This window comes from Millisia brevis NBRC 105863, from assembly GCF_001552615.1.
Taxonomy (GTDB): Bacteria; Actinomycetota; Actinomycetes; order Mycobacteriales; family Mycobacteriaceae; genus Millisia; species Millisia brevis.
Window position 1 is genome coordinate 123,324 of sequence record NZ_BCRN01000006.1, and the last position, 13,026, is coordinate 136,349.

Annotated in this window: 13 protein-coding genes; 3 read left to right on the forward strand and 10 right to left on the reverse strand. The window is 65.8% G+C overall.

Features of this window, described 5'->3' with window-relative positions; translation table 11 throughout:
* Positions 1 to 18: 18 nt before the first annotated feature.
* From MB1_RS25040 to MB1_RS10520, 9 genes are all read right to left on the reverse strand, one after another.
* A complete protein-coding gene (locus MB1_RS25040; RefSeq protein ID WP_369406857.1) occupies positions 19 to 1,161 on the reverse strand; it encodes a site-specific integrase in 1,143 nt (380 codons plus the stop codon).
* A gap of 346 nt (positions 1,162 to 1,507) precedes the next feature.
* Positions 1,508 to 1,843, reverse strand: a complete 336-nt coding sequence (locus tag MB1_RS25045) for a helix-turn-helix domain-containing protein (RefSeq protein ID WP_084351432.1) — start codon at positions 1,841 to 1,843, stop codon at positions 1,508 to 1,510.
* A complete protein-coding gene (locus tag MB1_RS10490) occupies positions 1,840 to 2,949 on the reverse strand; it encodes a tyrosine-type recombinase/integrase (protein WP_066906503.1) in 1,110 nt (369 codons plus the stop codon). The genes MB1_RS25045 and MB1_RS10490 overlap by 4 nt, the downstream gene beginning before the upstream one ends.
* An 812-nt stretch (positions 2,950 to 3,761) precedes the next feature.
* Positions 3,762 to 4,172, reverse strand: a complete 411-nt coding sequence (locus MB1_RS10495) for an arsenate-mycothiol transferase ArsC (protein WP_066906504.1) — start codon at positions 4,170 to 4,172, stop codon at positions 3,762 to 3,764.
* On the reverse strand, positions 4,169 to 5,263 hold the full coding sequence (arsB, locus tag MB1_RS10500) for an ACR3 family arsenite efflux transporter (RefSeq protein ID WP_066906856.1): 1,095 nt from the start codon (positions 5,261 to 5,263) through the stop codon (positions 4,169 to 4,171). Before arsB ends, MB1_RS10495 begins: the two co-directional genes overlap by 4 nt.
* Positions 5,260 to 5,574 carry an ArsR/SmtB family transcription factor gene (locus MB1_RS10505; protein WP_066906506.1) on the reverse strand — a complete coding sequence of 105 codons (315 nt, stop codon included), beginning with the start codon at positions 5,572 to 5,574 and terminating at the stop codon, positions 5,260 to 5,262. Before MB1_RS10505 ends, arsB begins: the two co-directional genes overlap by 4 nt.
* Positions 5,575 to 5,647: 73 nt before the next feature.
* Positions 5,648 to 8,140 (reverse strand): HAD-IC family P-type ATPase, encoded by a 2,493-nt coding sequence (locus tag MB1_RS10510; protein WP_066906508.1) that lies wholly within the window; start codon positions 8,138 to 8,140, stop codon positions 5,648 to 5,650.
* A 212-nt stretch (positions 8,141 to 8,352) separates the two neighbouring features.
* Positions 8,353 to 9,483 (reverse strand): zinc-dependent alcohol dehydrogenase, encoded by a 1,131-nt coding sequence (locus MB1_RS10515; protein WP_066906510.1) that lies wholly within the window; start codon positions 9,481 to 9,483, stop codon positions 8,353 to 8,355.
* Positions 9,483 to 9,908 (reverse strand): tautomerase family protein, encoded by a 426-nt coding sequence (locus MB1_RS10520; RefSeq protein ID WP_369406862.1) that lies wholly within the window; start codon positions 9,906 to 9,908, stop codon positions 9,483 to 9,485. The genes MB1_RS10515 and MB1_RS10520 overlap by 1 nt, the downstream gene beginning before the upstream one ends.
* A 107-nt stretch (positions 9,909 to 10,015) precedes the next feature.
* Between MB1_RS10520 and MB1_RS10525 the strand changes: the two genes are divergently transcribed.
* Both MB1_RS10525 and MB1_RS10530 read left to right on the forward strand, forming a co-directional pair.
* The gene (locus MB1_RS10525; protein ID WP_245650123.1) at positions 10,016 to 10,591 is read left to right on the forward strand and encodes a TetR/AcrR family transcriptional regulator; all 576 of its coding nucleotides are present in this window, start codon (positions 10,016 to 10,018) and stop codon (positions 10,589 to 10,591) included.
* A 247-nt stretch (positions 10,592 to 10,838) separates the two neighbouring features.
* The gene (locus tag MB1_RS10530) at positions 10,839 to 11,408 is read left to right on the forward strand and encodes a P-loop NTPase family protein (protein ID WP_245650124.1); all 570 of its coding nucleotides are present in this window, start codon (positions 10,839 to 10,841) and stop codon (positions 11,406 to 11,408) included.
* Between the two features lie 37 nt (positions 11,409 to 11,445).
* Here the strand turns inward: MB1_RS10530 and MB1_RS10535 are convergent, their stop codons facing one another.
* A complete protein-coding gene (locus MB1_RS10535) occupies positions 11,446 to 12,180 on the reverse strand; it encodes a B3/B4 domain-containing protein (RefSeq protein WP_218000224.1) in 735 nt (244 codons plus the stop codon).
* A 93-nt stretch (positions 12,181 to 12,273) separates the two neighbouring features.
* Between MB1_RS10535 and MB1_RS10540 the strand changes: the two genes are divergently transcribed.
* Positions 12,274 to 13,023, forward strand: coding sequence for an ABC transporter permease (locus tag MB1_RS10540; RefSeq protein WP_066906519.1), 750 nt, complete (start codon positions 12,274 to 12,276; stop codon positions 13,021 to 13,023).
* Positions 13,024 to 13,026: the final 3 nt, after the last annotated feature.

Genomic DNA, 13,026 nt, shown 5'->3' on the forward strand with positions numbered 1-13,026 from the left:
TGCGATCCCGTTGTACCGTCATGAGCCTGGCCTCGGTGCGCTGGCATATCTGCCCCACGGCTCGGAAGCGAGGTCAGCGTGTTTCTGCGTCACCTGGTCGCTATACCCAAGCATCTCTGCGACGACCGGGGCTGGGACTTGAGTGACGAGTTCCCGAATTGCAGTGTTTCGTGCGCCGAGCAGGTTGATCCCGAGATCGCGGAGTCGGATCATCACGGTGTTGGGGTGCAGGTGTTCTCCAGGTCTGTAGCCAGGAAAGAGCCACGGACTGTCTGATCCGCTAGTTCGCAGGTTGTGACGTTGGGTGATGTGTTGTCGAAGAAGCGAGTCGAAGGGGGCTGGGACAGGGGAGGGCGTCACCCCCAGCTGCAAAGCAAGACCGTCGGGCGAGACGATCACTTTCGCCATGGGTAGCTCGGCGATCTTTACGAGCGGCTGAGCATAAAGAAGCAGCAGGGTACCGGCCACGCGGTAGGGAAGTGATTCACTGTCGCCGTCGAGGAGTTCTCGGATCCACGCGAGTCGTTGCTCTTGCGTGAGCAGTCGTACGGACTTGGCCTGACGAAACCCGAGGGACACTGAACGATTGATGCGTGAGTTCGCGCACCACACAAGGAAAGTCCGGATCAAGTGGCGTGTCGTCGGGCCAGCAGTCACCCATTGGTCTACGTCCTGCTGGACGCACGTCGCGATCGTGCGCCCGTGCTCGTCGTGAAGCCACTGAAGAAACTTCAGAGTCTCCGTGATCTCTTGCTTGGACGAGTGAACTGGCCCGCGTGTTGAGTTTCCGGCCAGCGCAATTTCGTTGATCCTGCGTAGATGATGCCAGGTAGCGAACTGACGAACAGGTCGCTCGATGTCAGGTTCGTCAACGTGCGTGAGCTTCTCGTCCAGCCATCGCTCGAACAGTGCGATGTACTTGTCGCGCGGGGGAATAGCCTTGTGATGCAGGAGAACTGATCGAAGGTGCTCAACATGTTTGCCGCTTGGTTCAAACTGATCAAGACCGTCATGGCTGAGTGGTGTCGTTCCGGAGGCAATCGCTGACAGGAGGTTCTGCACTTTGCCGGAACGCTTCCAGGTAAGGATGCTCTCTGGCCGGTCGGCGCCGCATAGCGCATCGATAAGGGTCTTGATGCCGTCCGGTGAACCGTCGCGCAAGAGGTCGCGTTCTAGATCGGATCGCAGTGCGCAGCGCGCACAGCTACCCCGACGGTAGGGGCGTGCTTCCTGCTCACAAGTCAGACATTGATAATTCTGACTGATTCCTGCGCAGCCGCGGCAGACGGGCTGTTCGCCGATGTCTAGGCGACCCGGGAGCATTCGGTTCATTCCGCAACTGGGACAGGTGCCGTAGAGGTTCGTGGCGTCGTAGTAGCACGAGTTGCAGATTTTGCCGTCTGGCCATGTGACTGCGGCCTTGCGCATGTGGCGGTCACAGCGAGCACACTGAAGATCGCCGTCGGTTGCTTGAGGCCGCCCGCGAACAGTGTTGCGTCGGCGTGGTTCAATCGTCGTCACTGACAATCCTCGCTCGTCGTGGACGGACAGACTTGTTCAATTCGACGACGTTCTCTCGGCCGGCACTGGCTGCCTTCTTGCGAGCATTGGCGGCTGTCACGGTGACTAGATCCTCTGGGCCGCAGTCGAAGATGTCGCAGAGCGCGGCAATGAGTTTGAGTGACACGCGCTCGGGACGTTGGTGGACCAACCGGTAGACCTGTGGCCGGGAAAGTGTGATTCCGCGCTCATGGAGGCGGGGGATGAGGTCCGTGCTGTTGTGCATTTGGTTTCCGGCCATGAGCTCGGCGAGCCGCCAGGTGTAGTCGACATCGCGTTTCACGATGCTCCACCATTCTCGGTGGCCGAGAGTGCGGCAGAGATCGTCGCATCGAGCGCGGTGCGGAGGGTTCGGGTGCGATAGTCGCTGCTCACGCAGCTGTAGATGGCGGTGGTGGATGCGTGTTCGTGTCCCATTTGGTGTTGGACGAACATCGAGTCCCAGCCGTCTTCAAGTAGGTGTGTCGCGTACGAACGTCGGAAGGAGTGAAGGTCGAGTCCGGACGAGAGGTCGAGGTCATCGCAGTACCGGCGAAATCGGCGGATGAGAGTGGTCTCCGATACTAGATTTCCTCGTTCGCTGGGGAACAGGTCGATTCCATCGTCCATGTGGGGCTGGCCGTTCTCGAGCCAATCTGCGATGACCTCGGGAGTCCAATCGAAGACGGTGAGAACGCCGCGGCGCTTGGGAGGTGAGCCTTTCTTGGCTTTGCCATAACGCACGTTGACGAGCCCGTACTTGCCGAACTCTTTCGCGTGGGGGTTTCGAGCGAAGTCGACGGTTTGGAGGTGCGCCAATTCGTTGAACCGCAGACCGTAAGAGTATGCGAGCTTGAACATCACCGAATCTCGGTATGCGGGGAGCCATCCCTTACGACCTGATGCCGAGACCGCAGAAACCTGTTCATCGGCGTGGTCGAAGAAGTCCTGAATCTCGCGCTTGGTGAATGCGCGTTTGTCCGGCCGCGATTCGTTCTCCTGGACGTGCTGCGCGGTGTTCCAGTCGAAGAAGACCTGCGAGGGATGCGTACCGAAGAGTTCCTCGCAGACGCGGTCCCAGCCGTAGTCCGGATTGGCGACGTAGGAGCAGAACTGCCGCAGCCCTACCTGGTAGGACCGGATGGACGACTGCGACAGATTGTGGATGGATCGTAGATCGCCGAAGAACTCGTCGACCATCGCCACTGTCCAGGTCCACGGATGCTCGTTCGAGTGTTGTACAAACCGCTCAACCTGCTTGATCCGGGCGTCGATCGTTTCGAAGCGAAGATTGCGACTGAGTTGTTGGTTGCGCCATCCCTGAAGCATCTCGGCGAGACTCTGTTCCTCAGGATGCAGCGGACGGACAGCACTAACGAGGTACGCGCGACCAACGTCGTCCACCGCCATGAGGAGCCTCCACTAACTATCTCATCTGTTGCATCAATGATTCATCGGATGCATCATCAAGTCAAGGCTCCAGGTCAGCGACTCGCGCACGATACCCGACGGTGACCTTACGACCGTGGCACGAGCTTCCCGGAGGGCGCGTGACGAGGCGGAAATCCAATGGCGGACTACGCCTTTGATGAAGTCGCCGTGGGAGCTGGCGATGGTCTAGCTGTGATTCATCTGATGCAATATGCAGTGGTGTACTTAACATAATGTATATTATCGGCTAAGTGGAGCAGGGGCGAGAGGGGCTGGTCGCGCACGTTTCGATGCACACCGCAACGGCTGCACGCATGTAGATTCCGCGCACATGCGCAGTTCCCGGATGCCGCGCTGTCGTTCCACGGGACGTCGGGTCGACCCGGGCGTCGGATGGGTCGACCCGACACACCCGGGTGGTCGACGGATTATCCGAATGGGCCATCCCGGCCCGGCCGCATCGAAACGCTCGGCCTGACCTGCGGTACGCGACGCGTCACCGGCCCCGGACTCCTGCGGGACCCGCTTGCCGGGCCCGAGATCAGGCAGGACCGGTAGCCGGCCACGCCTCGATATCAAATCCCCTGCGCAACAAACCAGTTGCGACCGGATAATACGTCACAGTGACGTAATAATGGATGCGTGGCAGGCACTGCGTTCGCCCGCGCCATGATCGCGATGGTGTCCACAAGACGGCTCCCAGAGCACCGCCGCGGACATATATGCCGTGCCGTCGCTCTGTGGCACCGTGTTGTGGACGCGCACCCGGTGGCCGGTCGGTCATGCCCGCCTCAGGTGTGCAGGCGGGTGGCCAGATCGTCGACGCGAGCGGCGATGTCGTCGCGGATCAGGCGCATGCGTGCGACTCCGTCGATCCCGCGCTCGGACGGTTCGTCGACGGCCCATACCTCGACCGGAACGCCCGGCGGGGCGTCGAGGTGCGCGGTTCCGACGATGACCACCAGGTCGGCGGCCACCATCAGATCGTCGGTCACCTGCCGAGGTTCGTGTGCATCCACCGGCGCGCCGATCTCCTCGAGCACCCGTGCGGACAGGTCGTTGACCGTTCCGCCGAGCGCGGCGTTCGTTCCCGCGGAGGAAGCCACAACCAGAGTCCCGTGGCGTCGGCGCATGAGCGTCTCGGCCATGACGGACTTGCCGCGGTTCGAGACGCAGATGAACAGGACGGACGGCTCGTTCATGTCGACTCCCCCAGTTTCGCCCGATCGGCCGGCGCGTCATCCGACGAACCGATCGACCACCGCCGCCGCAGCGCCAGCGAGACGTACACCAACGCGACCAGCACCGGCACTTCGATCAACGGGCCCACGACGCCGGCCAGAGCCTGACCGGACAATGCACCCCAGGTACCGATGGCCACGGCGATCGCCAACTCGAAGTTGTTGCCCGCAGCGGTGAATGCCACCGTCGTGGTACGGGCATACCCCAAACCGGCCACCACGCCGTAGGCGTACCCGAGGCCCCACATGATCAGGAAGTACGCCAGCAGCGGCGCCGCTATCCGCGCCACGTCCCACGGACGAGAGGTGATCTGTTCACCCTGTAGAACGAAGAGCACCACGATCGTGAAGAGCAACCCGTACAGCGCCCACGGACCGATTCGCGGCAGGAACTGCCCCTCGTACCAGGCGCGACCCCGCGTCCGCTCCCCCAGCCGCCGCGTCACGAATCCCGCGACGAGCGGCAGACCGAGGAAGACCAACACCGAGAGCGCGATCTGCCACGGCGACGTCGCCATATCGGTGGTCTCGAGGCCCAACCATCCCGGCAGAACCGACAGGTAGAACCAGCCGAGGACCGCGAACATCACCACCTGGAACAGCGAGTTGATGGCCACCAGGACGGCCGCCGCCTCACGATCACCGCACGCCAGGTCGTTCCAGATGATCACCATCGCAATACATCTGGCCAACCCGACGACGATCAGACCGGTGCGGTACTCCGGCAGGTCGGGGACCAGCAGCCAAGCCAGCGCAAACATGACGGCCGGGCCGACCACCCAGTTCAGCAGTAGCGAGCCCACCAGCAGGCGCCGGTCCCCCGTCACCGCACCGAGCCGGTCGTAGCGGACCTTCGCCAGGACGGGGTACATCATCACCAGCAACCCGACGGCGATCGGCAGCGAGATTCCGCCCACCTCGACCGCGCCGAGAACGTCGCCCGCCGCGGGGATGAGCCGCCCCACACCAAGTCCCACGACCATGGCCAGGCCGATCCACACCGGCAGCATCCGGTCCAGAAGTGGGAGCCGGGCCGGCGGCCGTTCGGTCATCGGCACTCCTCGGCGACACCGGAGACCGTCGCGATATCGGCCAGCAGTTCCGCCACCTCGATCACCGCTTCCGGAATCAGCCGGTAGTACACCCAGGTGCCGCGCCGATCGCCGGCAACCAGCCCCGCGGTGCGCAGGATCTTCAGATGGTGCGACAGCGTCGGCTGGGACACGTCGGCCACGTCCAGCAGGTCGCAGACGCACGATTCGCCGCCGGGTCGATCTCCGATCTCCCGCAGGAGGCGCAGGCGGACGGGGTCCGCGAGCGCCTTCAACCGGACGGCCACATCACCCGACGTCCGTATTGACATCTATCTATATTGACAGTCATCTATATCGTCGGCAAGGACCGAAGCGGTGGAGCTGTCGCCCCGGGTCCCTCCCCTACGCCATCGTGGAGTCCGCGCCGCGTCTGGCCGATAGCAACGCGGGCGTGACCCTGCGGAACACCTCGATCAGGATGATCGCCAGAATCCCGAAGGCGAAGCCGGTTACAACCTTCTGCGGATCACCGATGTCGAGGAAGAACCTCTCCTGCGCGATGGGGATGGTGAACAGCACCACGTAGAACAGCACCGAGAACGCCACGAGCACGACTTTCCACCAGTTGTACGGGCGGGCAATGATTCCCAATACCCACAGCGAGCCGACGAGCAATGTGATCAGGGCGGCGGTAGACGCCTGGACCTGCTCGACGCTCATGGCCGTCGTCTTGTCGCCGAGGGACGGGCCGGATCCTCCGGGGTTGACCATCAGGTAGCACAGGAAGGTCGCCAGGCCCACCGCCACACCGGACGGCGCCGCCAGTCGCAACACACGGCCCACGAATCCGGTCCGGGCCCGCTCATTGTTGGGCGCCAGCGACATGACGAAGGCCGGGATGCCGATGGTGAACCACGCCGCCAGGGTGACGTGAATGGGCTGGAACGGATACGAGATCGGAGCGAACCCGAAGACCTTTGCCCCCACTCCGGCGAGGCCGACCAGCCAGGCCAGCAACACCGCGTAGACGGTCTTCGTCAGGAACAGGCCGGCCACCCGTTCGATGTTCCCGATTACCCGGCGCCCCTCACCAACAACGAAGGGGAGGGTGGCGAACTTGTTGTCCAACAACACGATCTGCGCCACCGATCGGGCGGCCGAACTGCCCGACCCCAGCGCCACACCGATATCGGCTTCCTTGAGCGCAAGGACGTCGTTCACGCCGTCACCGGTCATCGCGACCGTGTCTCCGCGGGATTGCAGCGCCTTGACCATCGCACGCTTCTGGTCGGGGCGCACCCGACCGAACGTGACCCCATCGGCCACCGCGCTCGCGAAGGCGTCGGCGTCGGTCGGCAGCCGTCGAGCGTCGACCGACGAGCCGGGCCGGCCGAGGCCCAGCGAATGGGCAACCGCTCCGACCGACACCGCATTGTCGCCGGAGATGATCTTCACCTCGACGCCCTGCGATGTGAAGTAGTCCAACGTGTCGGCGGCATCGGGACGCACGCGCTGTTCGATCGTCAGCAGTGCGCGGGGCACCAGGTGCCCGGGCGCACCGAGCCCACCGGTATCGGTATCGACCGGCAGGTCCGTCGTAGCGACCAGCATCACGCGCAAGCCGCTCGAACCCAGCTCGGTCGCCCGGCGCGCGGTGTCGGAATCGGGGTCGAGCAGCACGTCGGCCGCTCCGACGATCCAATTCCCCCGTGACGTATCGCCCTCGGCGAGCGACACGCCCGACCACTTCTTCGCCGAGCTGAACGGGGCGTTCGCAGCAGCCCGCCAGTCGGGTGCCGCCGGATATGCCTCACCGATCGCTTGGACACTCGCGTTCGGGCGCGGATCCAGTGCAGCGATCGCCGCCAGCGCGCTCTCGATCTCTGCTCGGTCCCCGGTGAGGACCTGAAGCTCCGAAAAGCGCATCCCGTTTTCGGTCAGGGTGCCGGTCTTGTCCGCGCACACGACGTTCACCCGGGCGAGCCCTTCGATCGCCGGGAGCTCCTGCACCAGACATTTGCGCTGCCCCAACCGCACCACGCCGACGGCGAACGCGATCGACGTCATCAGGACCAGACCCTCGGGGATCATCGGCACAAGCGCCGCAACCATCCCGAGGATCGCCTGGTTGAGTCCCTGCTGGGAGATCACCAGCTGGTTGAACACCGTGAGAATGCCGGCGGGCACCAACAGCCAGGTGATGACCTGCAGGATCCGGTTGATCCCCGCCCGCAGCTCGGAATTGACCAGAGTGAACTTGCTCGCCTCTTCGGCCAACCGCGCGGCATAGGCGTCGGCGCCGACCTTCGTGGCGCAGTACGCGCCGGACCCCGAGACCACGAAGCTGCCCGACAGGATCTCGTCGCCAAACTGCTTGTCGACCGGGTCGGCCTCGCCCGTCAGCAGTGATTCGTCGATCTCCAACGCGTCGATCTCGACGGCTTCACCGTCCACCACGATCTGATCGCCGGGACCGACCTCGATCACATCGTCGAGTACCACTTCGGACTGCGCGATTTCGATCGCCCGTCCGTCGCGTCGCACCACCGGATGCGCCTGCCCCACGATCGCGAGCGAGTCCAGGGTCCTCTTCGCCCGCAGCTCCTGGATGACACCGATCGCCGAGTTGAACACGATCAACAGTCCGAACAGTCCGTTGATCAGCGAACCGGTGAACACCACCAGCAGGAAGAGCACCCCGAGCATCGCATTGATGCGGGTAAAAACGTTGGCGCGGAATATGTCCCAGTTGCTTCGACCGGATCGTGCCGGAAGGACGTTCACCTGCCCGGCGCGCACCCGCTCCGCGACCTCGGCGGAGGTGAGCCCGCCGAGGGCGGGAGGACCCGAACTGTGCTCGGACCCGTTGGGACCGCCGGCGCGTGTCGCCCGCATACTTCCGCCTCATCTGTTTACGGGACTATCCGTTCGTCCCGGACGCTAGCACCGGACCGCACCTGCGCATCGTTTCGGTCGCTCGTCCCAGTCTGTCACCGGTCGACACGGGGGTCGTGCAGAGGACCGGTGAGAGCGAGGCGGCGAGGCGTATATCTCCTCGCCGCGGCTCTGTCGCAGATCCTCTGCACACTCCGAGCCTCTGCATACTCCTAGGCGGCACCCAGCCGCGGCCGCCGCAGGACGAGCTTGGTGGTGCGCTCGCGGTAGGCGTCGGGGGCGTCGTCCCAGTCGGCGACCCGGGTGGTGACCACCTCCGCCGGGAAGTCCTCTCGGGCAATGAAGTCCAGCAGAGCGGGCAGGATCGGGCGCACATGGGAGATGCCGACACGCAGGGTGGCGTCGTTGCCGTACATGTGCATGATCGGCACCTTGGTGCCCGGCGGCAGGTAGTAGCCGGCGGCATTGCAGTGCCCGCCGGGGGTGAGCGAGCGGATCGCGACATCGATGCCCGCCGCGGTGGAGGTGCCCTCGACGGCGACATCGTAGCTGCGGCCCGGTAGATCGGAAAGCCGCAGCTTCCCCTTGGGGACGCGATGTGCGGTGGCGCCGAGCTTCTCCGCGATCTCCAACCGCTCGGTCCGGTGATCGACATAGTCGACCACCCCGGCGCCCTGCGCGACGGCCAGGCCCGCGGCGTAGAGGCCAATGCTCTGGGCGGCGCCGCCCAGGACCAGGACCGACCCGCCCGGGCGCTGTTCGAGCATCGGTACGACGGTGCGCCACGCGTCGGACAGATTGTCGCTCGCGGCGGCCACCCGGAGCGGGTCGAGACCGTCCGGCACCTTGACCAGCATGTGGTCGGCGAACGGGATGCGCAGCAGATCGGCGACCATGCCACCCCACGGCCCGGAGGCCGGTCCGAAACCGAAGGCGGACAGGACCCCCGCCGAGGTCGTCGAGCACTTTGCCGTCAGTCCGCGCCGGCATTCGACGCAGTCGCCGCAGGAGACCGCCCAGGGCACGATCACGATGTCCCCCACCGCCGAACCGGTGACCTCGCCGCCCAACGCGACCACCTCGGCAACACATTCGTGCCCGATACCGAACGGCCCGCGAAACGGGACGTTCCCGCAGATCCCGGCGACGATCGGGTCGATCAGCCCGAGCCGCAGACCGGCCTGCATCGGCCGGGAGACGTGGCGGTGGATCGGCAGGGTGTCGCCGTCGCACCGGGAGGCGATGAACGGCCGCACGATCGCATCGCGCGGCCCGCGCAGAGTCGGGTCCGGACGCTCGCGCCATTCGAGCCGGTGCGGGCCGATCAGTTGCAGTTCGCGCATCAGCTGCCGGCCCTCGCGCCGGCCGCGGCCGCCCGCAGGTCGGCGAAGCGGATGACCGCGCCGCCCGCTCCCCACGTCCCCTCCGGCTGCTCGTGGATCAGGACCCAGACGCGCAGCACGTCCGACGCGTCGAGCCCCGCCGCGGCGCTCACCTCGGCGGTGACGTCACCGACCAGCCCGGCCTTCCGCCGCTCGGACAGCGCCCCCTCGGGCACGGTGACATCGACTCTGAATCGGGGCAGATCATCCTCGACGCTGCCGAAGGACTCGGCGGGCACCTCGTCGATGCGCACCCACGCCAACGACCGGAAGAAGGCCGTATCGGGCGCTCCCTCCCACCTCAGCAGGGTCGCGGACAGCGATGCCCGCACCTGCGTCCGGGACTGATCGGTCAGGACACCGATCGGGGCGGTGAGATGAATCATCGGCACAGTTGTCTCCTCGCGCAGAAGTTATAACGCCTGTTATAACTTCGCCGAAGCGTATTCTAAGACGACCGTCATAGACAAGGGAGTGAGGTGGAGGGGTCGCCGTGACGCGCACACCCAGCAGGGGACAGATGATCGCCGGCGCAGCCGAATTGCTCGGTCGCCGCGGCCTTCGTGCGGCGAGCATTCGCCAACTCGCCAAGAGTTCCGGCGCTCCCCTGGGCTCGACCTATCACTACTTCCCGGACGGAAAGTCGCAGCTGGCGACGGAGGCGGTGCAGTTCGCTGGGGATCTGACCGCTCGGGTCCTGGCGGCCGAACTTCGGCAGGGCCCGATCGCCGGTCTGCGCGCCTTCGTCGCCGTCTGGCGCCGCATCGTCACCGACAGCGACTTCCGCGCGGGCTGTCCGGTGCTGGCCGTCTCGGTCGAGGAGCCCGACGAGGGGGACGATGCGCCGGTTCGGGCGGCGGCGGCGGTGTTCGAACAGTGGCGCGACCTATTGGCGCGTTCGCTCGTCGAGCACGGCGCGGACCCGGAGATCGCCGCGCGGACCGGCACGTTGATCGTCGCGGCGCTCGAGGGGACGGTGGCGATCTGCCGGGCGCAGCGCGATACCCGCGCCCTCGATCACACCGCCGCCGCGCTCGAGGACGTCGTCACCGCCGCGCTCCCGCACTAGCTCACCGACGGCTGCGGAGCCCGTCGATGGGCGGCGGCCCGGGCAGGTCGGCGAGACCGGGGGTGTCACCCGCCCTCGAATCCGGGGCGCAAACAGACGAACCCTTCGTCGACCAACACCACGCCGTCGTGGGTGATGACGTGCAGCTGCCCGGAGCCTTCGGACATGCGACTCCAACCACGTCTACTGTTCGTCCAAGCCGGCACGATATCTGTGCGCTCAGGCCCCACCGGTAGCCTGTCCAGCTGTGTGGACTGCCGATGATCCGTTGCAGGACGCGCCGCGTCGGGTGGCGGTCGCCGGGGTCTCGGGTGTCGGCAAGACGACCCTTGCCCGACGGATCGCCGCGATTATCGACGCCGAGTATGTCGAGATCGACGGGCTGTATCACGGGCCGAACTGGCAGCCGCGACCGTCGTTCGCCGAGGACGTGCGCGCCTTGGTGGCCCGCGACGCCTGGGTTACCGAGTGGCAGTACAGCTTGGCCCGTCCGCTGATCGCCGAGCGCGCCGATCTGCTCGTCTGGCTCGACCTACCGTTCTGGACAACGACGTTCCCTCGCGTCGTCCGACGGACCCTGCGCCGACGGATACGCCGCGAGGTGCTCTGGAACGGCAATTTGGAGAGGCCGCTTTACACCTTCTTCACCGACGACGATCACATCGTCCGCTGGTCGATTTCCACCAGGCATAGCTACCACCGGCGGCTGCTCGGCCCCGCAGCTCCGCGCCGAATCGTGCGCCTGACGTCACGGGCGGAGATCGAGCGATGGGTGCACGGCCCCTTGGCCGGAGCATCCGACTGTCGTCCTCGGTAATCGGTGCACCACGGGCCGGTCCACGGTCCCGACGACATCAGATATCCGACCGCGTCACCAATCGCTGCTCGACGTGGACCGATGGTCCGAGCGCGCGCACGTGCTCGGCCAGTTCATCGGCGGCGGTGTGTAGTTCGTCATCGGTCATCGGCGCGAGGGCGTCGAGAATGAACAGCGCCGAGGTGGTGCTCTCGCTCAGTTGGGTGCGTCGCGCCTGCCGCCAATTCCACCGCCGACAGGTGACGCCGGCGTCGTCACACCAGACGACCTCACCGGCAGGTGGGAACTCGACAACGCTCTCGCCGGCGGACGTGGTGTCGAACGGTTCGGCGCCGGTGGCTCGAATCAGGCGCGGTGACCCGGCATATCGCAGCAGGTCCTCGCCGCCCACCGGAATCCGGTGGAGCACCGAGATCGCGTTGTAGATGTCGGTGAGCCGATTGACCCGGGGTAGTCCGGTCTCGGCGCGCCGGGTCAGAGCTTCGACGCTGTTGCGGGTGCGCTGCGGCTTGGCACCGAAGGCGCGGTAGGCATCTCGCCACGCGGCGATCGTCGGCTGGTCCTCCACGGGCATGTCCTCGGTCGCCCGGCGCGCGGCGACCTCGGCGCGGCGGAGGAGTTCCTCACCGTGCGCATCACTCGGCGCCGGCTCGATGCCACTGACCGCGATCAGCAGCGCGCGGTAGTCGGGCCGCAAGGCGAACACGGATTCGGCGACGGTGGCGGCGCCGACAAAGTCGCGCAAGTACGTCGAGGTGGCTGAATGTGGCACCGCCATATCCTCTCCCGCCCGCTCGAGTTCGTCACGTGCGCGATCCCCACCGGCAGCCCCTGCCGGGAGATATCGGTCTGGTGGACTGACCGAGTGAACAGTATTGGCGACGCCGTGGTGCATATCGGACCCGTCCTCGCAGTGGCCATGGTCCTGCTGGTGGCTCTGGCGATGGCGGTCAATCACGTCAGCGGGTTCGCGACCTCCACATTGGTGGCAGCGATCCGGGCGGTGGTGCAGTTGGCGATCCTGGCCGCGCTGCTCGCCACCGTGATGCCGCGGCTGTGGGCGTCCGCGTTGTTCGTGGCCGTCATGGCGGTGACGGCGGCGTGGACGTCGGCAGGTCGGGTCACCCATGACCTGTCCCGGGTGCGGACAACCGCACGATGTCTCGTGCCTGCGGCCGCGCCCACGCTGGTCATCGTGTTGCTGCTGGTGATCATCGGTGTGCTGCCGGCGACCGGGATAGCGATCATCCCGACCGCGGGGATCATGTTGGGCGCCGCGATGGTGACCACCTCCCTCGCGGGCCGGCGGGCGCACGATGAACTCGGCACCCGCCACGGAGAAGTGGAGGCGGCCCTGTCGCTGGGGTTCCTCCCGCGCGATGCCCGCCTGGAGATCTGCCGACAGGCGGCCGCCACGGCGTTGATTCCCGGCCTGGATCAGACCCGTTCGGTCGGGCTGGTCACCATCCCGGGCGCCTTCGTCGGCATGGTCCTCGGCGGCGCCTCGGTCGTGTCGGCGGCGATCATGCAGCTATTTGTGCTCGTGGCGCTGCTGGCGGTGACCGCGATCGCGATGGCCGTGACCCTGGAGATGGTCGCGCGGGACTATCTGTAGAGC